The organism is Nostoc sp. LEGE 12454, from assembly GCF_056620565.1.
In genome coordinates this window covers 127,307-153,471 of record NZ_JBWQXL010000006.1, presented here as the reverse complement: position 1 = coordinate 153,471, position 26,165 = coordinate 127,307, and the positions used below count along the sequence as shown (strand labels likewise).

At 41.4% G+C, this 26,165-nt stretch carries 24 protein-coding genes and 1 pseudogene; 13 read left to right on the top strand and 12 right to left on the bottom strand.

Going from position 1 to position 26,165, the window contains the following annotated elements; translation table 11 throughout:
* The first annotated feature begins 41 nt into the window (after positions 1 to 41).
* The 4 genes from devC (at position 42) to AC1F2U_RS08770 (ending at position 4,113) form a co-directional block, all read left to right on the top strand.
* Complete coding sequence (gene devC / locus AC1F2U_RS08785; protein WP_480260863.1) at positions 42 to 1,214, top strand: ABC transporter permease DevC; 1,173 nt, start codon at positions 42 to 44, stop codon at positions 1,212 to 1,214.
* Between the two features lie 88 nt (positions 1,215 to 1,302).
* Positions 1,303 to 2,007, top strand: coding sequence for a DevA family ABC transporter ATP-binding protein (locus tag AC1F2U_RS08780; RefSeq protein WP_480260746.1), 705 nt, complete (start codon positions 1,303 to 1,305; stop codon positions 2,005 to 2,007).
* Between the two features lie 509 nt (positions 2,008 to 2,516).
* A complete protein-coding gene (locus AC1F2U_RS08775; RefSeq protein WP_480260745.1) occupies positions 2,517 to 3,452 on the top strand; it encodes a M23 family metallopeptidase in 936 nt (311 codons plus the stop codon).
* Positions 3,453 to 3,573: 121 nt separating this feature from the next.
* Positions 3,574 to 4,113: a late competence development ComFB family protein gene (locus AC1F2U_RS08770; RefSeq protein ID WP_190909652.1), complete on the top strand. Its 540-nt coding sequence runs from the start codon at positions 3,574 to 3,576 to the stop codon at positions 4,111 to 4,113.
* A 76-nt stretch (positions 4,114 to 4,189) separates the two neighbouring features.
* Here the strand turns inward: AC1F2U_RS08770 and AC1F2U_RS08765 are convergent, their stop codons facing one another.
* Positions 4,190 to 4,822: a L,D-transpeptidase gene (locus AC1F2U_RS08765; RefSeq protein WP_480260862.1), complete on the bottom strand. Its 633-nt coding sequence runs from the start codon at positions 4,820 to 4,822 to the stop codon at positions 4,190 to 4,192.
* A 678-nt stretch (positions 4,823 to 5,500) separates the two neighbouring features.
* Between AC1F2U_RS08765 and AC1F2U_RS08760 the strand changes: the two genes are divergently transcribed.
* The 3 genes from AC1F2U_RS08760 to AC1F2U_RS08750 all read left to right on the top strand — a co-directional run bounded on the left by AC1F2U_RS08760 (position 5,501) and on the right by AC1F2U_RS08750 (position 7,463).
* Positions 5,501 to 5,653, top strand: coding sequence for a hypothetical protein (locus AC1F2U_RS08760; protein ID WP_480260744.1), 153 nt, complete (start codon positions 5,501 to 5,503; stop codon positions 5,651 to 5,653).
* Positions 5,654 to 6,018: 365 nt separating this feature from the next.
* Positions 6,019 to 6,675 (top strand): sigma-70 family RNA polymerase sigma factor, encoded by a 657-nt coding sequence (locus AC1F2U_RS08755; protein WP_094352725.1) that lies wholly within the window; start codon positions 6,019 to 6,021, stop codon positions 6,673 to 6,675.
* Positions 6,676 to 6,851: 176 nt separating this feature from the next.
* Positions 6,852 to 7,463: an anti-sigma factor family protein gene (locus AC1F2U_RS08750; RefSeq protein WP_480260743.1), complete on the top strand. Its 612-nt coding sequence runs from the start codon at positions 6,852 to 6,854 to the stop codon at positions 7,461 to 7,463.
* Between the two features lie 16 nt (positions 7,464 to 7,479).
* Here AC1F2U_RS08750 and AC1F2U_RS08745 read toward each other — a convergent pair whose 3' ends face one another.
* Positions 7,480 to 7,935, bottom strand: a complete 456-nt coding sequence (locus tag AC1F2U_RS08745) for a gamma-glutamylcyclotransferase family protein (protein ID WP_480260742.1) — start codon at positions 7,933 to 7,935, stop codon at positions 7,480 to 7,482.
* Between the two features lie 319 nt (positions 7,936 to 8,254).
* Here AC1F2U_RS08745 and leuS point away from each other — a divergent pair, with 319 nt between their 5' ends.
* The 3 genes from leuS (at position 8,255) to AC1F2U_RS08730 (ending at position 13,954) form a co-directional block, all read left to right on the top strand.
* Positions 8,255 to 10,873, top strand: coding sequence for a leucine--tRNA ligase (gene leuS / locus AC1F2U_RS08740; RefSeq protein ID WP_480260741.1), 2,619 nt, complete (start codon positions 8,255 to 8,257; stop codon positions 10,871 to 10,873).
* A gap of 245 nt (positions 10,874 to 11,118) precedes the next feature.
* Positions 11,119 to 11,517 carry an ankyrin repeat domain-containing protein gene (locus AC1F2U_RS08735; RefSeq protein WP_480260740.1) on the top strand — a complete coding sequence of 133 codons (399 nt, stop codon included), beginning with the start codon at positions 11,119 to 11,121 and terminating at the stop codon, positions 11,515 to 11,517.
* A 1,282-nt stretch (positions 11,518 to 12,799) separates the two neighbouring features.
* Positions 12,800 to 13,954, top strand: a complete 1,155-nt coding sequence (locus tag AC1F2U_RS08730) for a pyridoxal-phosphate-dependent aminotransferase family protein (protein ID WP_480260739.1) — start codon at positions 12,800 to 12,802, stop codon at positions 13,952 to 13,954.
* A 339-nt stretch (positions 13,955 to 14,293) separates the two neighbouring features.
* Here AC1F2U_RS08730 and AC1F2U_RS08725 read toward each other — a convergent pair whose 3' ends face one another.
* The 6 genes from AC1F2U_RS08725 to petM all read right to left on the bottom strand — a co-directional run bounded on the left by AC1F2U_RS08725 (position 14,294) and on the right by petM (position 19,143).
* Positions 14,294 to 14,521 carry a DUF2949 domain-containing protein gene (locus AC1F2U_RS08725; protein WP_292736094.1) on the bottom strand — a complete coding sequence of 76 codons (228 nt, stop codon included), beginning with the start codon at positions 14,519 to 14,521 and terminating at the stop codon, positions 14,294 to 14,296.
* 510 nt (positions 14,522 to 15,031) lie between these two features.
* A complete protein-coding gene (locus AC1F2U_RS08720; protein WP_480260738.1) occupies positions 15,032 to 15,538 on the bottom strand; it encodes a DUF192 domain-containing protein in 507 nt (168 codons plus the stop codon).
* A 152-nt stretch (positions 15,539 to 15,690) separates the two neighbouring features.
* Positions 15,691 to 16,377: a response regulator transcription factor NblR gene (gene nblR, locus AC1F2U_RS08715; protein ID WP_335056460.1), complete on the bottom strand. Its 687-nt coding sequence runs from the start codon at positions 16,375 to 16,377 to the stop codon at positions 15,691 to 15,693.
* Between the two features lie 352 nt (positions 16,378 to 16,729).
* Positions 16,730 to 17,647, bottom strand: a complete 918-nt coding sequence (locus tag AC1F2U_RS08710; RefSeq protein ID WP_334897963.1) for an NAD(+) kinase — start codon at positions 17,645 to 17,647, stop codon at positions 16,730 to 16,732.
* 130 nt (positions 17,648 to 17,777) lie between these two features.
* Positions 17,778 to 18,776 carry an SDR family oxidoreductase gene (locus tag AC1F2U_RS08705; RefSeq protein ID WP_480260737.1) on the bottom strand — a complete coding sequence of 333 codons (999 nt, stop codon included), beginning with the start codon at positions 18,774 to 18,776 and terminating at the stop codon, positions 17,778 to 17,780.
* A 262-nt stretch (positions 18,777 to 19,038) separates the two neighbouring features.
* A complete protein-coding gene (gene petM / locus AC1F2U_RS08700; protein ID WP_094344256.1) occupies positions 19,039 to 19,143 on the bottom strand; it encodes a cytochrome b6-f complex subunit PetM in 105 nt (34 codons plus the stop codon).
* Between the two features lie 205 nt (positions 19,144 to 19,348).
* On the opposite strand from petM, the gene pdxA reads away from it, so the two are divergent.
* Entirely contained in the window at positions 19,349 to 20,443 is a 1,095-nt protein-coding gene (pdxA, locus tag AC1F2U_RS08695; RefSeq protein WP_480260736.1) for a 4-hydroxythreonine-4-phosphate dehydrogenase PdxA, read from the top strand.
* A gap of 114 nt (positions 20,444 to 20,557) precedes the next feature.
* Here the strand turns inward: pdxA and AC1F2U_RS08690 are convergent, their stop codons facing one another.
* Positions 20,558 to 21,283 carry a response regulator transcription factor gene (locus tag AC1F2U_RS08690; RefSeq protein WP_480260735.1) on the bottom strand — a complete coding sequence of 242 codons (726 nt, stop codon included), beginning with the start codon at positions 21,281 to 21,283 and terminating at the stop codon, positions 20,558 to 20,560.
* 1 nt (position 21,284) lies between these two features.
* Here AC1F2U_RS08690 and AC1F2U_RS08685 point away from each other — a divergent pair, with 1 nt between their 5' ends.
* Together AC1F2U_RS08685 and AC1F2U_RS08680 are read left to right on the top strand one after the other, a co-directional pair.
* Complete coding sequence (locus AC1F2U_RS08685; RefSeq protein ID WP_480260734.1) at positions 21,285 to 21,461, top strand: hypothetical protein; 177 nt, start codon at positions 21,285 to 21,287, stop codon at positions 21,459 to 21,461.
* Positions 21,462 to 22,419: 958 nt separating this feature from the next.
* Positions 22,420 to 22,866 (top strand): annotated as a pseudogene (locus AC1F2U_RS08680) (rhodanese-like domain-containing protein); the annotation flags it as partial.
* A 637-nt stretch (positions 22,867 to 23,503) separates the two neighbouring features.
* Here AC1F2U_RS08680 and AC1F2U_RS08675 read toward each other — a convergent pair.
* The 3 genes from AC1F2U_RS08675 to AC1F2U_RS08665 all read right to left on the bottom strand — a co-directional run bounded on the left by AC1F2U_RS08675 (position 23,504) and on the right by AC1F2U_RS08665 (position 25,954).
* On the bottom strand, positions 23,504 to 24,133 hold the full coding sequence (locus tag AC1F2U_RS08675) for a ribonuclease D (RefSeq protein ID WP_480260733.1): 630 nt from the start codon (positions 24,131 to 24,133) through the stop codon (positions 23,504 to 23,506).
* An 88-nt stretch (positions 24,134 to 24,221) separates the two neighbouring features.
* Positions 24,222 to 24,770, bottom strand: a complete 549-nt coding sequence (locus AC1F2U_RS08670; protein WP_480260732.1) for a CAP domain-containing protein — start codon at positions 24,768 to 24,770, stop codon at positions 24,222 to 24,224.
* 653 nt (positions 24,771 to 25,423) lie between these two features.
* Entirely contained in the window at positions 25,424 to 25,954 is a 531-nt protein-coding gene (locus tag AC1F2U_RS08665; protein WP_480260731.1) for a CAP domain-containing protein, read from the bottom strand.
* Positions 25,955 to 26,165: the final 211 nt, after the last annotated feature.

Here is a 26,165-nt window from a genome sequence, read left to right as displayed (position 1 = left end):
TTAATTCTTCTTCGTTACTCCCTTACTCCCCACTTCTTATGATGGGATTGCTCAAACAACTGCAACGGCGAACTCCTCTAGGATGGCTGCAACTAAATCATGAAAAAAGCCGTCTTTTAGTGGCATTATCAGGCATTGCCTTTGCGGATCTTCTGATGTTCATGCAGCTAGGTTTTCAGACTGCGCTGTATGACAGTAACACCAGACTACATCGCAGTTTGCAAGCAGACATTGTTTTAACCAGTCCCCAAGCCCGTAACTTAGCAAGCTTGTCTACATTTTCTCGGCGGCGACTTTACCAAGCAATGGATATACCAGGAGTAAAGTCGGCAGAACCAATGTATTTTAACAACACAATCTGGAAGAATCCCCAAACACACCGTGAAACAGGGGTGTTAGTTATCGGCTTTAACCCAGACAAACCAGCTTTTGACTTACCAGATGTTAACCAGCAATTGCAAGCGATCAAAATGCCGGATACCGTCTTGTTCGATCGTGGTGCAAGAGGAGATTATCAAAAAGCGATCGCTCAAATTGATCGAGGTAAAACCCTGACTACCGAAATAGAACGGCGCACAATTACCATTAGTGGCTTATTCAAAGTCGGGGCTTCCTTTGGCTTTGATGGCAACCTAATTACCAGCGATCAAAATTTTTTGCGGCTATTTTCTGGGCGACAGTCGAGCAGTGTCAGTCTAGGTTTGATTCTTTTGAAACCAGGTTATGAACCGAAAAAAGTAGCAGCAATGCTTAAAGCCTACCTCAGAGATGATGTCAGAGTATTAACCCACGCCGAATTTATTGAATTTGAAAATAACTTTTGGAGAACAAATTCTCCAATTGGGTTTATTTTCAGTCTAGGTGTATCGATGGGATTTGTGGTAGGCGCGATCATCGTCTATCAAGTTCTCTCCAACGATGTTAATGCCCACGTTCGAGAATACGCCACCTTTAAAGCAATGGGATATCGCAATTACTACCTGCTAGGTGTGGTGCTTGAAGAATCGTTGATATTGGCAGCACTGGGCTTCTTTCCCGGATTGGGAGTGTCCTTAGTGCTTTATCAACTGACTCGCAGTGCTACAAATTTGCCCATATATATGACTGCGATTCGGGCATTGCAGGTATTAGTACTGACCATCATTATGTGTACAATTTCCGGTGCGATCGCCACCCGCAAACTTCAAGCCACCAATCCCGCTGATATGTTTTAAATTTGTCATTGGTCATTGGTCATTGGTCATTTGCAAAGGACAAAGGACAAATGACCAATGATGATCGTCACGAGTAATCGATCTATTTATGACTAGTCAATCCATCATCTCCATCCATAATCTCGACCACCACTTTGGTCACGGCTCACTCCGCAAGCAAATTTTATCTAATATCAACTTAGAGATTAACGTTGGTGAAATTATTATCATGACTGGGCCCTCTGGTTCTGGAAAGACTACCTTGTTGACCTTAGTGGGTGGATTGCGTTCTGCCCAATCTGGTAGTTTGCAGGTTTTGGGACGAGAACTTTGTGGTGCTAGTGCTGAACAACTAGTACAAGCACGACGCCATAACGGTTATATTTTCCAAGGACATAACTTGCATGGTAGTTTAACGGCACTCCAAAACGTCAAAATGGCTTTAGAATTGCACAAACATCTTGGGTTAAAAAAAATGCGAGCTAGGTCAGCCCAAATGTTAGAGCAAGTAGGATTGCAAAATCATTTGCATTACTATCCCGATCAACTGTCTGGGGGACAAAAACAACGAGTAGCGATCGCTCGTGCTTTAGTCAGTCATCCTCAAATAATCTTCGCGGATGAACCTACTGCCGCCCTTGACAGTCAATCAGGACGAGATGTAGTCAATCTCATGCAAAAACTGGCAAAAGAACAAAGCTGTACCATCTTGATGGTTACTCATGACAACCGTATCCTAGATATTGCCGATCGCATAGTTCAAATGGAAGATGGCAAACTCAAGTCAAAAGCAATACTATCAGTCTCAAGTTAATTAACGTATTCCATTATTCAGGTTGATTTATAAAGTAAATTTTAAGTGTGACGAGGCAGACTCATCTTTTTGCCTTAATGTCTCCTTTTTTGGCAACTAAAGCCTTATTATGAGCAAATTTTAAAATATTTACTAGTATATAGTTTAATTTATCCTCACTGACTTACTTACCTAGTTTAAGTAATTTCCCCATACCGATTTCAACCGAACAATGTGATATTAGTGTCCAGTTGAAAAAGTGTCCAGTTGATTCCAAGATTTCCTTCAAGTATTATTTATGTAATGACAGTTAAATTTTATGCTCATTGCCAATGTCATACGCCTTGGTTATTAGAGTCAAGACCAATTTCCTAAAATTACAGATAAAATGATTCGCCCTTGCAATCCATAAATACCTGGAGAATTTCCGAAAATTTATGGTTGTCAACAACATCGGCTTCAAACAGGAAACACTAGCGATAATAAGCTAATCTATTTTCCAATACAAGCAAGGGTTTTTTTGTAGTTCTATGATTATTGAGAATAGCGCTAGTGGTTCAAACAAAAAGTTGCTCGGTTTTGATGTCAAAACTTTGACAGCCAATTACCGTGCAATAAATGTATTAAAGGGAATATTTGCTGTTCTCCCGATCGCCTTGGCATTACCTGTAGATGCTTTGCAAGTAAAGGTGATTCCAACTAATCCTAAATTAGGGGATACACTCTCGGTGCAGATTAATCTAGATAATCCAGAGAATGGTACAAAACCAACAGTAGCCAGTGGAAAGAATATATACCCAGCCTTTGAAATTGCGCCCAATCAGTATCGGGCTTTTGTTCCCACAACTCCATTAGAAAAAGCTGGAACTAGAACACTTCGGGTTGCGGGGGATGGTCAAGTGCAAAATTTAGCAGTGAATGTGCTTAATCGCAAATTCCCCGTACAACGTATTACTTTGCCACCTGGTAAAGCTGGAGTGGATGCCACAGAGTATGAACTTAAGCGTGTGGCAGCTTTTAAGGCGCTACAAACACCAGAAAAGTATTGGAATGGAGTATTCCTGAAGCCAAATGCAGGGCGGATGAGTACAAACTATGGTGTACGTCGCTACTATAATGGTACATTTGCAAAGGACTACTATCATCGTGGTCTTGACTACGCTGGTGCTGCCGGTTCATCGGTAATTGCCCCGGCCTCTGGACGAGTTGCTTTGGTAGGTAAGGTATCCCAAGGGTTTCGGATACACGGTAACGTAGTTGGCATTGACCACGGTCAAGGAGTAACCAGTATTTTCATGCACCTGAGTCGTATTAACGTTAAAGAAGGTGATTTTGTGAAAGCTGGTCAACTAATTGGTGCAGTAGGGTCAACAGGGGCTTCTACGGGACCGCATTTGCACTGGGGTCTATATGTCAACGGACAATCTGTTGATCCAACACCTTGGCGAACTAAGGTCGTTAACTAGTAGAGGCAGAATTAATCTTGTCTTTGCATAATTTGTGTATTTTTTGCTGAGAATTACGCAAAATAAATTGGATTGATACCGTCCCTACCTTGCTTGGCCAACATAAATGATGATAAGCGTTATGAGTATCGAAAAAATTGTAGAACAAGCTCTCCAGGATGGTTATTTGACACCAGCAATGGAAGCAGAAGTCGGTAGAATCTGTGATAACGCCTCGGAACTCTCAATTGAAGAGTATATGGCGTTGGATCGGCTGATGGGTGCGCTATTGACTGGTGAGGTAGTGGCGGTACCTCGCAAACAATTCATTAACGTTATGGAAGAATTGGTGCTGACAGAAGCGATCGCGCGAGTCGCAGAAATTGAAGCCACCAGCGAAAGTTCTTTAGATGTTGGGGATATTGCCGCTTACGCTCTCAATCGGCTACCACCTTTGTATGCTACTACAGAAGAGGGTGCTAACTTCCAGCGCCAAACAGCTCAGGCACAACTGCAAGACTTAATTTCTCAACAAATAAGTGAGGCGATTAACCGTTATCTCGATCGACCCAATTTCTTCCCAGAACGGCAAGCCTTGGGTAAAAATACTGGCAATGAGGTTGTACGCCAAGTTAGTGCTTTACTCCAAACTTATGCACCTAACTTTGAGCAAAAATTATAATTTTAAGAGTCATTAGTCATTAGTCATTTGTTTTAGACAAAGGACAAAGGACAAAGGACTAATGACTCTTAACTAATTAATCACGTACTAACACTGTTGTCCCTAAACTCACTTGCTCATATAACAATCGGACATCAGAATTACGCATTCTTAAGCAGCCGTGGGATACAGCCGTTCCTACTAGGTCAACATCCGGCGTGCCATGAAAGCCAATTTCATTCCGTCCATCTGACCAAAAACCAATCCATCTATCTCCCAAGGGACTATCCGTACCAGCCTCAAATACTTTGCCAGTAATCGGGTGACGCCAGATTGGATAGTGTCGCATGTGGATCACCCGGAAAGAACCTGTGGGCGTTTCCCAACCTTTCTTGCCGACAGCAATCGGGTAGCTGGCTATCACCTCATCTCCTGCGTATACATAGGTGCGGCGATCGCTTAAATCAACCACCACTTGCGTCTTGACATTGGCCAGCTTACTAGATGGTACTTGTTGGGCTGAAGCCTGAGACCACAGACCTTTTGGCCAACTATCTGCAACTGGATTTTGTCTTTCTACTGGCGCTACCAGCTGCGGCTGAGTTGGTAAGTCGCTTGCTTTAGCTACATTATTCTTAATAATTTGGGGTTTAGTTTGAGGCTTAATGGTAGAAGGCTTGAGTTTAGAAGCCTTCCGAATAGTTGCTTTCGCTAGATTCTTCTTAATTATTTGCGACTTAATGGTAGAAGACTTGAGTGTAGAAGCCCTACGAGTAGTTGTTTTAGCTAGATTCTTCTTAATTATTTTTGATTTAGTTTTAGGTTTAATAGCAGAAGACTTTGGTATAAAAGTCCTCTGGGCAGTCGAGCCTTGGGTAACTTCATCAGGTGGCACAGATCCACCCAGCGCAATTTCCCCCAAACTCACTTGAGAAAGATTCTTGTAGACTCCCTCTGTCCGGCTTCCCTTAAGATTGGTTCGGGTAGAATCTCGCCGCATCGAAGTAGATGCAGACTTCTCATACTGCCGTTCCGCCGTACTAATGCGCCAATGGACAGCTAAGGATAAAAATGCTGTGCCAAAACAAAGCAGCATTACCATACGTCCTACAGATTCGTTTCTTACCATTGCCATCGCCTATTGTTTATCCCTGACATATCCAGCCGAGTAATTGGATGAGTTCATCATCCGATCATCAAAAATTTATCAATACTTATCATTTCCGCTGTAAATCTGCCAACACCTCTGGGCAAACTAAGACTATACAAATTGTCCCAGCGGCAAAATCCCAAGTAAGCAACCTCATTCCCCAAAAATTCTGAGGGTCGTAAGCCTCTCCTCGAACTTTTTAGTGGAACTCTTGAAATGTAGCAATCAATCATTAATGGTGTAGGTGGATGAAAAACCATGTTTGAAAAACTATTGCTAGCGGTAACAATTACATTTTCCCTCAATTTGTTTTTTCAAGTTCGCGTACCAGAGCAACATAACTCTAGTACTGCTTTCGGGCCACAATCAGAACAATCAGCAACTATTCTGGTAACGAAATCAAAAAATTAAATCACCATCTTAGCAACCACAGCAACCTAACTTCCAGAAATTATTACCCAATTTTTAAAGGTATCAAGAAGTTAGAATTACAAAATTTTATCTTCATTTTTATAGCTAAATTTAATTATCTCGATCAAGCGTATATACCCAGTTGCTAAAATTACTAAAATGTGCATTACATCGCGCTTTTGTTCGTTGACGGGTCTTAGGCAACTATGGGAGCAGTATAAGGAAAAGTGGCTCTGCTTATTGCTATAAATGTATCCAAAATTGTAGGCTTCAGTGTTCCAGTCATAAATCCGTCACCTGAGCATGGAACTTCTGTCCTATTAGCAGGTCTAATAGATAGGGATGATTTAGAGCCAGTACGATCTATGAGTCAATCGATTACTGTATCCTGGTCAACGGTTGATGCAAAGTATCCAGAAGCATCAGTGCAAGTTGACAAACTCCCTAACCACGATTTAATTTTGCGCTGTCAAGCCGGACTGCGACCAGATCGTGCTGCTTTTGCGGAACTATTACGCCGCTATCAAAGTCAAGTCGATCGAGTTCTATACCACTTAGCTCCAGATTGGCCTGACAGAGCCGATTTGGCTCAAGAAGTTTGGATTCGAGTGTATCGGAATATTAACCGATTACAAGAGCCTGCTAAATTTCGGGGCTGGTTAAGCCGCATTGCTACTAACTTGTTTTACGACGAGTTACGTAAACGCAAGCGGGTGATGAGTCCTTTGTCACTGGATGCTCCCCGTTCCTTAGAGGACGGCGAGATGGATTGGGAAATCGCTGGCGATACCCCAGGGCCTGAGGAAGAACTAACAACGAGAGAATTTTACGAGCAATTGCGGGAAGCGATCGCGGATTTACCAGAAGTTTTTCGTACTACCATTGTCCTCAGAGAAATCGAAGGCATGGCTTATGAAGAAATTGCCGAAATCACTGGAGTTTCTCTAGGAACTGTGAAGTCCAGAATAGCCAGAGCTAGATCGAGGCTGCAAGCCCACTTGCAGAATTATCTAGACTCTTAATTTACGGTATCTTGCCTCTGCCCAATGGCAGAATTTAAGCATAGATTAAAAATTACTAGAAAGACGTAGATTGTTTCTGCCTTTAAGAGGAAAATTGGCTAATTTTCCCAAAATTCCCGCCCAGTTTACCCGTGTATGAATTGGTAATAATGTTATGAATTGGTAATAATGTTAAGATGACTACTGATTCTCAGTTTTACGACCGTTCTCCTTTGCAACTTCCTCAAGATTTGTCAGATGGAATGGCCAAGCATACCAATGAATCAACGGGTCTTATGGATATGGTGAAGCGCGATCGCTTCGAGTTATTGAGTGCTTACCTCGATGGTGAAGTCACAGCCACCGAACGCAGGCAAGTAGAAGAATGGCTGGCAAATGATGCCTCAGTTCAATGTTTGTATGCCCGACTGTTAAAGCTGCGCCAAGGTTTGCGGACGCTCCCAGTGCCAGCCCAACAGTCGCCAGAAGAGACAGTTCAGCAAGTATTGTTACGTTTGCGCCACCGCTCCCGTTTAAACTGGATGGTGGGGGGTGCAGCCCTTGCTGCTTGTGTAATCGGTGCAATATCTGGCTTAGTAAGTGGTGGTTCGATGGTGCCGCAACTGGCACAACGACCACAAAGAGAACCTATACAAACGTCCTCAGCGTCTATAGTTCCCCCTTCGCCGCTGATGGTGGGACTAAATAACCCGGTAATTGAAATTCCGAAAGCAGCAGTAGCCTCTCCAGAAAATTCAATTTATCAGGTACAGCCGCAACGACACGACCCCAAACAGGACATAAACTAATCCCAAAGTTAACAGTTTAAAGATCGTAACTGTACTTTGGGGTTAAAGCACAGCCGCTCCACCAGCCCCCAGGTTGGAGGAAGCCTCCTAATTGCTCAACTTGCTCTAAAGTCATTAAATAAACCCAAGCCCAACCCAGAGAGAGCGACTTTGGCTCATAAACCTCGATAATTTGTCGATTATAGAGGTTTTCTGGCGTTTGTCTATTGGACTGGTAATCTTCCAGCACATCTAGCTCATTTAAAATCTTTGGGTGGGAAAAACAAAGTAAATATCCGTAAACGTTGCTATCCCCTAGCGTCATCGCTGGGTAGCCCATTGGCAGAGCAAATAATTTGCCTTGTACAAGAGCTATTTTGACATCAACGACTTTGCCAGCACAGTACCTTTTATAGTTAGCTTCACCTGGTTTGAGTGTGCCGTAGACAAAAATCCTTACCAAACCAGATAATTTTATATTTGATTTAACCATTTAAGGGACTTCCAAAAAATAAATTATCCCAAATTATTTGTAGATTTGTAGGGGCGCAAGACTTTGTGCCCCTACGTTTGCAAAGCGTCCCGCAAGGATGGAATGTTTTTTAACTGAAAGTCCCTAAACCTTCATCAAATAATTCTTGCGATATCTGAAAGGGTCGCAGTTTGAGCATAATTAGGCTGCTCTTCAACTGCACTGAATATATAAATCTGTGAGTAGTTGACCTACAATATTTAGATTAACCTGCTATGTTGACATAGGTAGGTTGACATAGTAAGTAGACGTAGACATAGACCCAGTAGGAGAATTTTTGGTGGATTCCCGATACAACCCAGCAGCAATTGAGGAAAAATGGCAAAAAACATGGGTAGAACTAGGCCTAGATAAGACACCGACAGTTAGCAACAAGCCAAAATTCTACGCTCTTTCCATGTTCCCTTATCCATCGGGCAGCCTACACATGGGTCACGTCCGTAATTATACGATTACCGATGTGATTGCCCGCCTCAAGCGAATGCAAGGGTATCGGGTAATACACCCAATGGGTTGGGATGCCTTTGGCTTGCCAGCAGAAAACGCTGCGATTGACCGTGGTGTACCGCCAGCAAAGTGGACTTATCAGAATATGGCTCAGATGCGGCAACAATTGCAGCGTCTTGGTTTATCCATTGATTGGGAATGCGAACTTGCTACCTGTTCGCCAGATTATTACAAATGGACACAATGGATTTTCTTACAGTTTTTGCAAGCAGGATTAGCTTATCAAAAAGAAGCAGCTGTAAACTGGGACCCTATCGATCAAACTGTACTGGCAAATGAGCAAGTTGATAACGAAGGACGTTCTTGGCGGAGTGGGGCAATAGTTGAGCGCAAATTATTACGCCAGTGGTTTTTCAAGATTACCGACTACGCCGAAGAATTGCTCAATGACTTACATAAATTGACAGGTTGGCCGGAACGCGTCAAGTCAATGCAGGCAAACTGGATTGGCAAATCTACAGGCGCTTACTTAGAATTTCCCATCATTGGGATAGATGAAAAAATCGGAGTGTACACCACACGGCCAGATACAGTTTATGGTGTCAGCTACTTGGTGTTAGCACCAGAACATCCCTTAACAAAGCGCGTCACTACAAAAGAACAACAAGCAGCGGTAGAAGCCTTTATTAAAGAGGTTTCCCATCAAAGTGAGTTGGAACGTACCTCTGAAGACAAACCTAAGCGGGGTATACCCACAGGTGGTAAGGCAATTAACCCATTTTCAGGGGAAGAAGTGCCAATTTGGATTGCTGACTATGTACTGTATGAGTATGGTACTGGAGCAGTGATGGGTGTACCGGCACATGATGTCCGGGATTTTAAGTTTGCCAAAAATTACGATTTGCCAGTTGATTTTGTCATCGCTTCCCCAGATGATGTTGCAGGTTTTGACTTAACTCCAACATTAGAGAATGATGAAGTCACTCAACTCATCCAAATTGAATATAACCAGGCATACACTGAACCAGGAATTTTAATTAATTCTGGGGCTTTTACTGGTATGTCTTCCACAGAGGCTAAACAAGCAATAATTGAATACGCCGAACAACAAGGTTTTGGTAAAGTACGGGTGCAATATCGCTTGCGGGATTGGTTGATTTCACGACAACGTTACTGGGGCGCACCGATACCTGTAATTCACTGTCCCAACTGTGGGATAGTACCAGTTCCCGATCGAGATTTGCCAGTGCAGTTGCCAGAAGAGGTGGAATTTACTGGACGTGGCGGTTCACCTTTGACTCAGTTAGAGAGTTGGGTAAATGTACCTTGTCCAACTTGTGGCACTCCAGCAAAGCGGGAAACTGACACGATGGATACTTTTATTGATTCCTCGTGGTATTACTTGCGCTTTCCTGACGCTAAAAATGAACAACAGGTTTTCGATTCTAGTAAAATCAACGACTGGATGCCAGTTGACCAGTATGTGGGTGGGATTGAACACGCGATTTTACATTTGTTGTATTCGCGGTTCTTTACTAAGGTTCTGCGGGACAGAGGCTTGTTAAACTTTGATGAACCCTTCCAACGCCTCTTAACTCAAGGTATGGTACAGGGTTTAACTTATCTAAATCCTAATAAGGGTGGTAAAGATAAATGGATTCCTTCTAATCTGGTAAATTCAGCCGACCCGCGCGACCCCCAGACAGGTGAACCGTTGCAACGTCTCTATGCCACCATGTCTAAATCAAAGGGCAACGGTGTAGCGCCAGAAGATGTAATTTCCAAATACGGTGTAGATACAGCGCGGATGTTCATCTTGTTCAAAGCGCCGCCAGAAAAAGATTTGGAATGGGATGAAGCCGATGTGGAAGGACAATTCCGCTTTTTAAATCGGGTTTGGCGTTTGGTGACAGATTATATTGCTGCTGGGGTATCCCGTAAGAAAGCTCAATCTGATTTAACTAAGGTAGAAAAAGAATTGCGGCGGGCGATTCACACGGCGATTCAAGCAGTGACAGAAGACGTGGAAGACGAATATCAATTCAACACAGCTATTTCAGAATTGATGAAGTTAAGTAACGCCCTAACTGATGCCGACGGCAAAAGTTCACCAATTTACGCAGAAGGTATTCGCACTTTGGTGGTTTTACTAGCACCATTTGCACCACATATTGCTGATGAATTGTGGCATTTATTGGGTGAAAGTGATTCAGTTCATATTCAAACTTGGCCATCATTTGACCCGGCTGCTTTAGTAGCTGATGAAATCACTTTAGTGATTCAAGTTATGGGTAAAACTCGCGGCTCGATTCAAGTACCAACACAAGCAGATAAAGCAGCGTTGGAGAAATATGCTCGTGAATCAGAAATTGCCCAGCGTTACATCGAAGGTAAAGAGATTAAAAAGGTAATTGTGGTGCCTGGAAAGTTGGTGAATTTTGTAATTAGCTAAGTACAGCTTTGTGTAAAATCGTGGCGAATTGAGGGTTGAAATTTAAATGCAGATGCGCTTCATTTTCCCGCAGTTTAGGGGCGCAGAGAATTCGCTACGAATTAATGAAATGTAGTTACAGTACTTCTGGCTATTATGCAATATAGTTTTCTCATTGCCCCTCTCCTATCATTGCTTTCAGCTTTTAGGATGTACCTCATAGCTGCCGGAAGTGCTGTATAAAAACTACTACGAGGAAAAAGATCATGTATGAAGACTACATCATACCTAATGGAGATTTTGCCGAAGCGCTGATTCGAGCAATTCGCTTTCATTACTTGGAAGAAGTTCAAGCTCTTATTCTTGTTCAAGAAGATATCAATGCAAGAGACAGTAGCGAACTTTATTGGACTCCTTTAATGTATGCAGTTTTTGAAGAATCTCTAGACATGGTTAAATTGCTAGTTGAGGCTGGTGCAGATGTCAATATCAGAGGCTCAGATCCAAATGAATTCCCTTTAAATCTATCTGCCTATGCTTGCAAAAATGCTTTTTCTCATAGTAATGAATTTGCTCGGAATAAAAAGATTTTTGATTACTTGGCTCCACTAACTTCGGCAGAACTGCAAGCAATTGCCCAGAGAACCCTAAATCGGAGGAATTAGCATGATGAATTCACTGACATGAAAATGTGGATAAAGCATTTGTGATGCGCTAACATTTATCTGAATATTTCTTGTAATTGCAACGCGACACAGATATTAAAACCATCAAGTATATCTTGCAACAACTCTTTTAGCAGTAGTTGACTTCTCTGGTATATGTGTATTTAAAAACATCTATCCAATCGTCCAGAGAGTTGGACTGTTTTATTTATACACAAAAAAGCGCTTGAGAGTTTTGCTCACTCAAGCGCTTTTCCGTAAAAGCTTATACCAACTCACTCGTTTGATGCAACATTTGAAATCTGCAACAATCCCTGAGGAGGGAGTATTACGAGGATAACTTGTGACAAACATGTGGTGAAATGGTATCACTCCTTGCACTAACTAAGAATATCTCTTTTGTAAGAATATCGGGGATCTAGTGAGTGACACTTTATGAACTGAACACTAGTTAAAAATGACTCACCGTGAATAGTAACTAAGGAGACTAAGCACGATTGTAGCAGTTTTGTAAGTATAGTATAAAAACTTATAGTTTTTTAGTACCCGCTGCCGACATTGCTTACTACTAAGTGCAGTATCAAAAAGTGCAGCAATTAGTAGCATAGATATCTTAACTTCTGCGTCAAATTAGTCGCTATCAAATAACCTAGAAAAGTCTTGAATATTGGTATCGAAGCGATTTTGACTCAAATAAATCATAGATGAAGGTATTGTTTAGAGAATGGCAACCCAAGAACAAATCTTTGACCCAACCATAGATTGAAAAGTTTGGGTTGGGTATCTTCTATCTCTTAGCAAACGGTAACATCCAAGTTTTCCGTATAGTGTAGGGGGTTACTTCTTTCGTAGAAGCAAAACACAGCTTTTTCACCGATAATTACTGCGATGTTCAAAACGATTTCGCGTTTTTCTATAAAAACAACTGAGGCAGATTATAGGTAGATTTAAGAATTTGTCGTACCTATGCCTCATATAGATAGACGTTTCACCCTTGGCTAAAATAGCTACTCCCTTAGAGCAGACACCTTAACCTGACGTCTAGGTGTGTGGTAAGATTGCCTGGAACAGAGGTTTGATCTGAGTTAGAGTCTGGTATAAATTGCAAAGGTCAAGCTTAACGATCATTAACTCCCATGATACTTTTCCTCTGAATTTGGAAAATATACAACAAAGGTGGTGACAATCTGAGCGGAATGTATAGATGAATATCTAGGATTTGCTATCAGATTTAACCAACTTCCCACAATTTTGACTTTTATTTGACTTTTAGGATAGACACATGAACGATAAGCTGATGCTGATGATTCCAGGCCCTACACCAGTGCCAGAAGCTGCCTTACTGGCATTAGCCAAGCATCCAATTGGGCATCGTACTAGTGAATTTAGCAACATATTGGCAGAGGTGACAGAAAACCTCAAGTGGCTGCACCAAACTCAAAGTGATGTGCTGACGCTGAATGTCAGTGGTACGGGTGCTGTAGAAGCGGGAATAATAAATTTTCTCTCTCCAGGCGATCGCATTTTAGTTGGCTCTAATGGTAAATTTGGCGAACGCTGGGTAGAAGTCGGTCAAGCCTACGGTTTGAATGTAGAAGAAGTTAAGGTGGAATGGGGAAAACCCTTAGACCCCGCAGTATTTGCCGAAAAACTCCAAGCAGATACCCAAAAGCAAATCAAAGCTGTAATTATTACCCACAGCGAAACCTCGACGGGTGTGTTGAATGACCTAGAAACTATCAACCGCCACGTTAAAGAACACGGTGAAGCTTTAATTATCGTTGATGCCGTCACGAGCTTGGGTGCATTCAATCTACCCGTGGATGCTTGGGGTTTGGATATCGTCGCCTCCGGTTCCCAAAAAGGTTATATGATTCCGCCGGGATTGGGTTTTGTCTCTGTCAGTGCCAAAGCTTGGGAAGCTTACAAAACTGCGAAGCTACCGAAATATTATTTGGACTTAGGCAAATATCGCAAAGCTACAGCCAAAAATACAACTCCATTTACTCCGCCTGTGAACTTGATCGTAGCGTTACACACCACGTTACGAATCATGAAAGAAGAAGGGTTAGAATCAATATTTGCTCGACATGAACGGCTGAAGAATGCTACCCGCGCCGCCATTAAAGGGTTAAATTTACCTCTGCTTGCAGCAGATGATTCCGCTAGTCCGGCGATTACGGCTGTAGCACCACAGGGAATTGAACCGGATAAAATTCGATCGTTGATGAAAAAACGCTTTGATATTGCCCTTGCTGGTGGTCAAGACCATTTGAGCAATAAAATTTTCCGTATTGGTCACTTGGGTTTTGTGAGCGATCGCGATATCCTTAGCTGCATAGCATCCTTAGAAGTTACCCTTACAGAACTTGGCTACGAAGACTTTACCCCTGGTTCTGGTATAGCAGCAGCAGTTAAAGTGTTTACTCAGTCCTGAGTACTAAATCAAAAGAGCGAGTTAAATTATCAACTCGCTCTTTTAATTTGTATATAGAGTAGAAACCGTCAGAGTCAAAAGAGCTATATATTAATCTTTGCATAAGGTAGAGTTGATGTGACATACTTCAATTCTCCTAAATGACACCAAGTTGCCCTAGATAGTATTATTTGCTTTGAAGAAAGTCGTACTGTATGTTTAACACCAACAATAATAACTTTGGCAACTTAGTATCATACCAAATTGGCATAAATAGTATTATTTGAGATTCTGCTAATAGGCATTTGCTAGAAACTTTTAAGTCAAAGTCTAAAATCTACAATCCACAATTGGTATGAACTACGCCGTCTCCAGCCAATCATAAATTTGTTCTAATTGCTCTAGAGTAACTAACCCATATTGCCAAAGAATCATTGCCAAAGGACCTGGGTCTTGCTCCCGATGCCGAAGCGCCACTGCTAGTGATGCTGTAGAAATTGCCAAATCTTCTTGCAAAAAATGAATCAGTCGGGAATATTTTGATGGTGACATTTGTATCTCACCTCCTTGTGCAGAATGTATTGTCATATATCAGTTCACCATTACTCGGTAGACAGTAGCCAGTATTTTATCTGTCACTGTGCCGTTTTCGGCCATACACCCCAGCACAGTTTTTGTTAATCTGCTTTCAACAGAGGCTTCTTATTAGATGGTCTGAGAAATAAAAATTCTCATACAAATCATCTGCTAGCTTATTAAGCAGTATTTTTACTTAATTAAATTTGCTTCATCTTATTTACCTTTGTGTTTTATTTAATTACACAGGTAGTAATAAAGATTCCATAGCCTATACTCTCTTATTGGCGACTATTTACACTTACGCCCAAGGGAATATTTTTGAGACTAAACCTGAAATCGCAGTTTTCAGGTTTGAGACAGTAGAATTTTACATTATTACCACAGTTTTTAAATAGTAGCGTTACAAGTGCTGTTTGACCACATACAGTGACATTTTTTACAAAAAAAACATATATTTCGACCGTATAGGCTCTCAACCGAGTAATTACCCAAGTTTTTATTCCCGCAAGCACCGGAGTTTCAAGGCTCAATTTTGATTTTATCGCCCACTTTCAACTTCAATTCGGTAGCTCTTCCAGAACGAAGTTCAATCACCTTATCAATTGGTGTATTGGGACCATAAGTAGGACAAGGCTCACTTGCACAAGGAGGTGCAGCAACCTGAATATATTTAACTACGCCTTTATGTAGAAATACCATGTCCAGGGGTACGGGTACATTCTTCATCCAGAAACTGACTGGTTGTGCTGAAGGGAATCCAAACATCATCCCCCGGTCATCTGGTAAAGCTGGTCGATACATCAACCCCATCGCTTGCTGTTGTGGCGTCTGCGCTACCTCTAATTGAATCGTTGTACCATTAGGCACAATAGCTTTAGCAGAAATTGGTAGTTTTTGACCTAAACTTTCTGGTGCTGGAGTTTTAGAACCAGAGGTGGAGCTAGGAGATTTAGCAGTTGTTGGCACAGAACAACCCATCAGAAAAATACTCAGCACTATCGAGAGCAAACTTAGCCGACGAGTCATATAGCTTTTCGATTTTGTAATTTAGACTTCAATTTTACAGCGTTGTAGGCAGAAAAACCCTTTGGGTGGGAGGTAACAACACCTAAAGAAAGCATTCCCAATCTGAAACTGGGAACGAGGTAAGGAGAAAAGCAAACTCCCGCTACAGTATACTAGGATTCTCTTAAAACGTACCCTACGCCTCGCACTGTTTGAATCAGGCGCTTTTGACCTTCATCTTCGATTTTTAACCGCAAGTAACGAATGTAAACTTCAATTACATTCGACTCACCCAGAAAGTCGTAACCCCAAACATTTTCTAGAATTTGTTCGCGGGTTAACACCTCACGGGGATGTTCCATTAAAAATTTTAATAATTCAAATTCCTTCATTGTCAAGTCAATTGGTCGTCCGTTGTGTATGGCACGGCGAGTTGCTATGTCTAAAATTAAATCCCCAAAGCGTAATTGCTCCGTAGTATCCACATCGGGTTTTAAGTAGAGGCGAATCAACTTCAAAAAGTCTTCTGAGCGGTAAGGCTTGAGGATGTAATCATCCGCTCCAGCTTCTAGACAAGCTACACGATCGTCAACTGTATCCCTTGCCATTAAAATCAGTACAGGCGATCGCATACCAGTGCTTCTCAGATTTTTGCACAATGAGAGTCCTGATTCTCCTGCTAGCATCCGGTCTAAAACAATTAAAGCAGGCTGGCGATCGCGACAGTGTTGTAAACCACTCGTCGCATCATGAGCCAAAATTGATTCATAACCAGCTTCTTGCAAATCGCAAGAAAGCTGATTTGCAAGGCTCTCATCGGTTTCAATCACCAAAACACAAGGACTTTGAGCAACTGTCATAACAATTTGGGATATTGGATTTGGGATTGTAAAGATATTCTAGAGAAAATCTTTACATCAGTTATAAAGTGCAATTACGAGCTTTTAGTGATGTAGCAATTCTGATTTGACGCGCTGCTAAGGATGTTTTAGCACGTTCAGGTGTCAGCTATAGAATTCTCGGATGCAATCTTAATAACTAACTCCAAATTCAATCTCCATACCAGTAATTCTGGAAGGAAATCAGTAAGTTGGGGAGTAGGGAGCAGGGAGTGGGAAGATAAGGGATAAATCAATTCAAATTCAAAAACTTCTGCCTCCTGCCTCCTGCCTCCTGCCTCCTGCCTCCTGCCTCCTGCCTTCTGCACAATGTTTACGGCAATTCTACCGAAGTTGGTTTAGCTATATGTGGCAAACCCCAACCTAATTTTTCTCGCAAAATTCGGAAAAACTCAGGGGGTTGCAAGCGAATAAATCGGGCACTATATTGCGATCGCTCCATATATACTCGATCTTCTGGTAAGATATAGCACCCTCCATTACCATCTACTACCATTACCAGCCGAGGAATATTGACTGGGTAGATATTGACCGACTCAGTATCTGGAAATACCAATGCTCTAGAAGCTAGGGAATGGGGACAAATGGGTACTAGCTGTAAAGCAGGTACGCCAGGAGTCACCACTGGGCCACCAGCACTCAATGAGTAAGCTGTAGAACCAGTAGGCGTAGAAACAATCACACCATCTGCGGCAATATCTACTGGCGCATGACGCCCTATGGCAATTTCAAAATGGCACATAGAGGTCAAAGGTTCCCGGTGTAGCACCATTTCATTCAGGCATAGGGCTTCCCATAGCACTGAATCATCCCGAAACACTTTGACATTGAGCATTGCTCGTTCTTCAATTTCATACTCACCTGCCATTGCCTGTTCTAGTGCTTGGGGCAATTGATTCAGGAAAGTTTCCGTCAAAAATCCCATGTGGCCGGTATTCACTGTTAGCAGTGGAATACCACAAGGGGCTACTTGACGAGACGCTGCAAGAACAGTGCCGTCTCCCCCTAATACCACTGCAAACTCCATATCTGAATCAAAACCAGGGGGTGTCAGACCGTCAATGGGAGTGTGGCACACAGGACTCTCCGGATTAGGGTAGCCCAATATACCACCGATACTCGATGTGATACATACATTCCAACCGGCTGCGGTTAGCTTGTCTTTCAACTCAATAGCGACACGGCCCGCTATCGGTTTAACGTCATTGTAGATAATGCCTGCTTTCGGCACACTCAAATATCCAATTTTAGGCGATGCTCTGTATTATGTAATCGTTACACATTTTTGGTCATGTAGTCATTAATCTAGAGTCAAATATCCAGAGTCTAGGGTTTTACGACTAATGTCTGTTTCATAATGACTATTGACTATTGGCTTTTGAAGATTGCTTAAAAGGAGTTTTTTTAGGTTTCTGCTTTTTATTTTTATTTTTCTGGTAATCTACCTCTTTGAGCTTCTTCATTATTCGGCTGAAGTACTCTTGGAGATAACTTTCTAGGGTTGTGGTTTGTTGCGGATCTAAACCAAATACTGTGTATACATCATCCATTGAAGCATTTAACTGTTTACCACTAGCCAATACTTCTGTAAATGCCAGCCTGTCTGCTACATTCCATCCCCACTGAAAGAACCGCATTATGCCCCGCACAGCACGCAGTAAGCTTATTGGCATCCGGGTTACTCTGGCGTCTTTTCCAGATAAGCGTTCGCACAGGTTGATAATTTCTTCTGCACTCCATGCACGAGTACCGACTACAGGGAAAGCTTGGTTTTCCGTTTCTGGTACACTCAATGCCCGGATTGCAAACTTAGCAATGTCCTGAGTGTCCATATAGGCAATGGGAGAAGAATTACCTGTTACCCAAACTGGCTGTCCTTCCAGAATGGGAATCCCATACTGGCCGATTAACCCTTGCATAAACCCAGCTAGTCGCAAGATGGTATAATTCAAGCCTGACTCAGCCAAGAATAGTTCTGTACACCGCTTAATTTCCATTAGCGGCACTTCTGGGTATTTATCAGCATCTAAAATTGAAAAGAAAATAAAACGCTCGACACCTGCGGCTTTTGCTGCTTGAATCAATGCTACTTTGCCTTCCCAGTCCACTTGTTTGATACTTAGTGAATCTGTAGGGCGAGAGGTTGAGGCATCAATAACTTGGGTTACACCAACTAAAGCTTCCGTTAGGGTATCGGGGTAACGTAAATTTCCAGGGACGAGTTCTGCTCCCCATTCTTTAAGAAAAGCTGCTTTTTTACTGCTGCGGACAAGACAGCGTACTTTATATCCCTCATCGATAGCACGACGAGCCACTTGTCTTCCTAAGGTGCCAGTGGCACCGACGATTAATAATGTCATGAGGGTTGTAATAAATTTTAATGTTTTATGAAAAGAATGTTATCAGAATAACCTATGCAAACAAAAGTTTACATCTTTTCTCAGAAAATCAATTTATTTGGATGGACTCATGAGAAAATAGCTGTCCGATTAACGGACAAGCTTTTTTCTCATTTCGATGAAAAAAGGAGTAGGAATGAGAAGAATAATAACTCTTAACTCTTAACTCCTAACTCAGCACGGGCTAAACGCCCCGCTACCGCTAACAGCACTCAGCACTCAATTATTCTTCTGTGCCTTGAATTTTCAGTAACAACGCGCCTAAGCCCCAGCCTACGAAGATTAAACCGAAAGACAATAGAGCTGCATTCAAAATTTCGCCGCCCATTAGTGTGATTCTCCTTATGCAAATTGGTGTGTAAACTAGGTCTACCAGAAGCTTTTCAACAGTTGCTAGGATTAGACCTGTGTAAATAATTTTAAACTAGTTTAGCAGGTAATCCCTACTGGCTTGGGGGGCAATCCCTATTGTTGGCAAAAGGTGAGATGGATAAATTGGAAAAATTTTATGATAAGAATTATGAAGAAATTTTATGTATCAAAATAATCAAGGTGGTTTAATAAATTTTGTGAAGGATCATCGTCCGGGTTTGGCGCTGACGCTCGGAGATCCGGCGGGAATTGGGCCGGAGGTGATTTTGAAAGCTTTAGCCGATCCAGAAATTCGTCAAAAATATGACGTTACAGTAGTAGGTAACGGAGATTTGCTGGCACAGATTTATTACAAACTGAATTTAACTGAGAATTTAGTAGCTTTGGCAAATCCAGATGAGTTGTCAGTCAGCGATGTGCAGTTGGATGGAAAAATTAAAGATCAAATTATTTCAGGAATAGGTAATGCAGCCAGTGGTGCAGCTAGTTTTGCGTATATGGAATATGCGATCGCTCAAACACTGGCTGGTAAATTTGATGGTATTGTCACAGGGCCGATCGCTAAATCTACTTGGAAAGCCGCAGGATATAATTATCCAGGGCAAACAGAACTTTTGGCACAAAAATCAGGTGTTGACCGTTTTGGGATGTTATTTGTAGCGCGATCGCCTCATACTAATTGGACACTCCGCGCCTTACTTGCCACTACACATATTCCCCTACGTCAAGTAGCCGATGTGTTGACACCGCAGTTGTTGACACAAAAACTGGATTTGTTAGTGGAGTGTTTAGAAAAAGATTTTGGTATATATAGAGGGAGAATTGCGATCGCTGGGTTGAATCCCCATAGTGGCGAACAGGGACAACTTGGACATGAAGAACAAGATTGGTTAATTCCTTGGTTGGAGCAAGAGCGGCAAAACCGACCACAATTGCAGTTAGATGGGCCAATACCGCCAGATACGATGTGGGTTAAACCTGGTCAAGCTTGGTATGGAAATTCTTTAGTACAAAATCCAGCTGATGGCTACTTGGCACTTTACCACGACCAAGGCTTAATTCCTGTAAAGCTAATGGCCTTCGATCGGGCAGTTAATACTTCTATAGGTCTTCCTTTCGTTCGCACTTCACCCGATCATGGCACAGCGTTCGATATTGCGGGTAAAGGAATCGCTGATGCTACGAGTATGAAAGCAGCAATACATTTAGCCGCTGAGTTGGTTAGTCAAAGATTGGCTAAGAAAAATAATGAATAATCTTTAAGTACAGCTTTGCTTAAAATCGTCAAGACACGACCAAATCATTTCTGAATATGGTTCAGTTAAGCATTTCTTTCTTCTTTCAATGTTGTTTGCACTTCTGTAGTAGCCTTAAAAACTAGTATTCTCATCGGGCGCTTCAAACTTATAACCATACCCTCGCACAGTTTTTATAAACTCAGGTATGCTGGGGTCGACTTCCATCTTTTTGCGAAGCTGACCAATATGTACGTCAACCACCCGGCCATCTCCTACGTAATCGCAACCCCAGATTTTTTGGATTAGCTGTGGACGACTCCAAGCCTGATTAGGATGACTTGCCAAAAAATGTAAGATATTAAATTCTAGTGCTGTTAAGGGAAGAGTTTTATCGTTAAGTGTTACCTCGCGGCCCTCTGGATTAATTACTAGCTGCTTGAAAACGATACGTTGTGTTGGGGAGGGATTGATGTAGCGTATCCGCCTCAAAAGAGCTTCTACTCTAACTTCAACTTCTGCAAGACTAAATGGTTTAGTCATGAAATCATCAGCACCTGCGCTTAAGATTTTAATTTTATCAGCCTCGTCAGTCCTACTAGTCAATATCAGCACTAAAACATTAGTACGACTCTGCATTTCTTGGCAAAGGCTATAACCAGTAACATCCGGCAAATTCCAATCTAGAATTACTAAAGCTGGGTTGAATTGCTCAAACAACGATAAGGCAGTCCTACCATCTGCTGCCGACTCTATTTGATATTTTCGACTTAAAAAACGATAGACAAGATTTCGGACGCCGAAGTCGTCATCAACGATTAGAATTTTGGGAGTAAGAGTAGTAGCAGTAACCATAACCATAATGCTATCTATTGTAAATTGGGCGATTTGCTGTTGTGCCAGCTTTACTTTACGTGTTTCTGTTGAGTACCACCGCTACTGTAGTACTTGTGTACATTTAATTTTCCATGAAGCCGATCGCAACCTCAACCACGATAGTGCCGATAAAATTTATAATTATGGCATAATTTTTGCATAATTTTGAATTTGTATTGTATAATGTTAAACTTCTACGTTTGAATTAAGTGTAATTAAAAGCCATCTCCGTAACCGCAAATAGTCAAAAGACACATCCAAAAGCGACGGTAATTGCTACAAATTTAAAAGAGTAACGCACTCCCTGGTTAATTAGGTCTCTACAAAGGCTCAAAAACTAACTTATCAGCCAATCTAGATTCTCAACTCCTACTTACTCGACTGTACTATAACCAATAGGTATGTTCTCTTGAAGAAGGTCTACGAAAATCTACCCTGGTGCATTTACATGTAGCTGCCCTCTTAAGCATATAGTATACTACAAGTTTCAGCCTGAGCTATGACAAAAGGACTGAAAGCATCGCCAGAAGGTATATAGGGCGTCAAAACCAGCTTTAACAGACAAAAGCAATAGAAACAAGAATTGCTCTAGCAATATTATGATGTCAATAACTTGCTGGAAGCTTGTTTCAATAGTACTGCTGACAGCAGAATTTAGAAGTAAAACACTCTTTGTATTTGGGTAACATATTTAACTTATGTACCTTACAAACTTCTAATCTGCTGTATATAACTCTACAAATTTGGCAGGAAATGAGGAGAGATTATTATTAACGATCGCTGATATTAAAAAGGTATCAATTACTATATTTATTGCTAAATCTTTTTTATTTAAAACTAATGTTTTCTCGATGGATGAGGAATTCAGTAAAATCTAAAATATCTAAATAACTAAAATGTCAAAAAAATCCAACCTTTAAATATATTGGATTAGATTTAAATAAAATATTGTCTCTTTATACTCTCAAATGGCATTATTTACAATTGATTAATTGGTTGATTTTCGGAAAAATACTCCATCTATCTGAGGAGAGAGTTTGAAGATATTCATACCAGAGAAAGATCAATTAAATATCTTCAGTTCGCTAAATTACTATTAGTATCGTCAAGAAGGAAAAATTATGGTTAATAATTTAGTAGGCGGCATCATTCCCCCACAACCACCAATAGAAGCACAAACTGATGCTCATGTCCTAAAGAGTCGTTTGGAATGGGGTGAACCAGCTTTTACAATCCTGGATGTGCGCGATCGCGCGACCTTCAACGAAGGTCACATTATGGGAGCAATGCCAATGCCAGCAGATGAATTGGTAAAGCGTGCAGTAGCTTCTTTAGATAAGAGCCGTGACATTTACCTTTACGGTGATAATGAACAAGACACTGCCCAAGCCGCACAACAACTACGTTCTAATGGATTTGAGCATGTCTCCCAACTCAAAGGTGGTCTTGGCGCATGGAAGGCGATCGGTGGTCCAACAGAAGGTATTGTTGAATCAAAAACTCCCGCAGGTGCAGATGACTACAATGTTGTAGATCGGCTGAAAAACCACCAAGAAAATCTGCAAAAGGGTGGTACTAGCGCCACGGAATCCATTAAACAGGGAGCAAGTAACCTTAAGCAAGGCATTCAAGAAGGAGCAAGTAACCTTAAGGAAGGTATTCAAGAGCAAGCAAGTAACCTTAAGGAAGGCATTCAAGAGCAAGCAAGTAACCTCAAGGAAGGCGCTCAAGAGCAAGCAAGTAACCTCAAGGAAGGCGCTCAAGAGCAAGCAAGTAACCTTAAGGAAGGCGCTCAAGAGCAAGCAAGTAACCTTAAGGAAGGCGCTCAAGAGCAAGCAAGTAACCTTAAGGAAGGCGCTAGTGAATCTAAAACTCCTAGAGACACCAATGATTCCAATGTTGGATCTTAGGCAAAAAAATACAGCAGAATTCGGGAGCGGAGCTGGAGACGCTCCGCCAAGGCGTCAGAATCCAGAAGTAAAAGAGGCTTTATACATAGCTGGCTTTGAGACGAACCTTTGTGTATTTCACTAACTTGAAATCTGCTGTAATTTCGCATAAGGGTTTGTAGTAAGCACTTTAGTGCTTGGAAAATAACGACTTTAGTACTTACTACGAACCTGCTTATCTATCAATTTGAACTTGAGATATAACTGGTCGGAATTGACAAGCAATAAAAATTTCTTGTCACTATTTCCTATTCGATTAATGTTCAAATAGATCCTTGAATTGCAATAAATCTAAGGAAACTATAGTTGGTAGAAACTCAAAACATTCTTGAGCAATTTGCCAACGTTCTTCTCGTTTAAGCATTTCTATTAACTTTTGCTGCACACTAAGTAAGTAGCGTACATCATTGGCAGCATAACTTAGTTGAGCTTCAGATAAGCTAACGGCGTTACCCCAATCAGAACTTTGAGAGCTTTTATCTAGTTCCACTTGTTCTAATTCTTGTACCACGTCTTTGAGTCCGTGGCGATTTGTATAAGTACGGGCTAATTTACTGGCAATTTTGGTGCAAAAAATCGGCCGTACCTGAATACCCAGATTGGCTCGCAAAGTGGCCAAGTCAAATCGAGCAAAGTGAAACACTTTCACGACATTGACTGCTTCCAAGAGTTTTTTTAAGTTGGGGGCGTCAGCTTGCCCTTTGGCTATGCGGATTGCAGTCACTTTCCCTTCAAGATTGCACAGCTGGACGAGACACAAGCGATCGCGCAGTGGTAACAATCCCATCGTTTCTGTATCAACTGCGATCGCTGTAGATTCTAAATACTGGCTAAGGGTTGCGTCACTGAGGTCGCGATCGCTCACCTGAAAATCTGGTAATGTCATCAATTGTTCAAAAATAATAGCAGTGTCCAATAGAAAAAAGTCTTGTCAGACACTACATTATTATTGTGCAAAAAATCAGAAATTAAATCTACCTAGTGCGAAAAAACATCTGTGTCAGGTAGACTTCGCCTTGATTATTAGTAGCAACGCCAATTCCAGTCAGGTTGTAATTTCCTTTAAGATTCTTTAGGTGTCCGGGACTTTTGATCCAACCAGTAACAGCTTCCTCTACGGGGTTGCTATATCCCCGGTTAAAAGCAACATTTTCTGCTGCACTGTTGTAACGAATCGGGATAGCTTTAACTCGCCCTTCAAATCCCTGATGGCTAAATGGGGTTTTACCTTTAGCCATATTTTGACTATGAATTCTTGCCTGTCGAGTTAAATTTGCATTTAAAGTCAACTTTGGCAGCCCTTTAGAAACTCGATATCGATTAATTTCGTCAAATACTGATTTTTCTAGCTCAGTAGTTTTAAAAGTAGGAGTCGATATTGCAACCTGACTAGAAAAAAGCGACAACAGCTTATTACGGGTGGATGTATTTGTAGAAGTATGATTTGGTATCGGAGCAGTCGTTAATCCACTAGCAAGGACAAGCGCACTTAAAGCGATGCCAAAAGCAGTTTGTCGGAACATGGAGAATTGCGTAATGTGTAGGGATATAAGACTTCTACTCTACCTTATTGTTCCAAGAATATATACCACAATACTATTAAGTAATGATGAATTTCGGCAATTTGGCTATATCCTTTACAAGTAACACAAACAATCATTTCCAATTGTCAGTACTTCAATAGGTCAGCTTCATGAAAATCACGGTTAATTTTGCTAATAATTTCAGATTTTCATGAATTATCAAGCAAAAGCTTTACTAACAGGTTAAAGTCTGGGGAATTTACGAAAAAACCTAAACTTTACCAAATCTAACGCTATGTGCAATTTTTACTCAAACCTAATCTCCTTGCCTAACAATAAGGAATAGGTAGAATTCAAAGCCTCTCTCTTTTTGCAGGCTATCCATTAGTCACATCTTTCTTTACAATCTTGACACGCTTGTTTTGTAAGGCATCTTCAACACTGAGGTGTGTGGCATACTTGACAAGTTAGCTCTGAATCTTCTCGCTAAAAGTAGGTTTTTATTGAGAATTAACCACGAACGAATCAGGGTTATAAAAAACTTGAGTGAATACTCTCGCAAATTTTGAAAAAGATCCGGGTAATGGATAGCTCTTTGCAGGAGAGAGGAATGGAAGTGAGGTCAGAATATTAAGTTGCACATCGCGTCCAACCTATGAGCGAATGAAAATTTGTGTGAAGTAGATTGCGCCTTTACTGTTTTTAGCAACACCAATCCCCGTCAAATTGTAATTACCTCTGATATTAGCAAGATGCCCTGGACTTTTGAGCCAACCTTGCACAGCGACTGTAGCAGGATCGCTATGTCCCTGATTGTAAGCGACATTTTCAGCAGCCGATCTGTAAGAAACACCGGTTGCATTAAGACGTTCTGAAAATCCATTATGTCCAAAGGGAACAGTACCATTAGCCATGTTCTTACTGTGAAGCCTAACTTGATTATCGATGGCAGCATTACGAGTCAGCGTTGGTAGTCCTTGGGAAATTCTGTAGTTATTGATTTGGTTAAAAATCGACTGTTCTAGAGCAGCAGTGTCCGTACTAGATGCTGCAATTTGATTAGTATTATTCGATACGTTTGAAGACACTGGCGTACAAGCTGGATTTGTTACAGAAGTAGCGATCGCTCCACTACTGAGAGCAATAGTGCCTAAAGCAACGCTGTAAACTATTTGTTTGATCATTTGTTGGCAGTAAAGTTTTAGACAATGTAACCAACGAATGTCAATGTGACAAATTGCTTATAGGTCTAAATAGCTCTATTTGTGGGCTTATTTGGTCAAAAACTACTATCAAAGGTTTAAATGCACGATTTGACGCAAATTTCCTACTATTTAATCAATATTTGTCTTCTAGCATTAGTATGATTCTTTTTATCCAAGATTCCGTATTTAG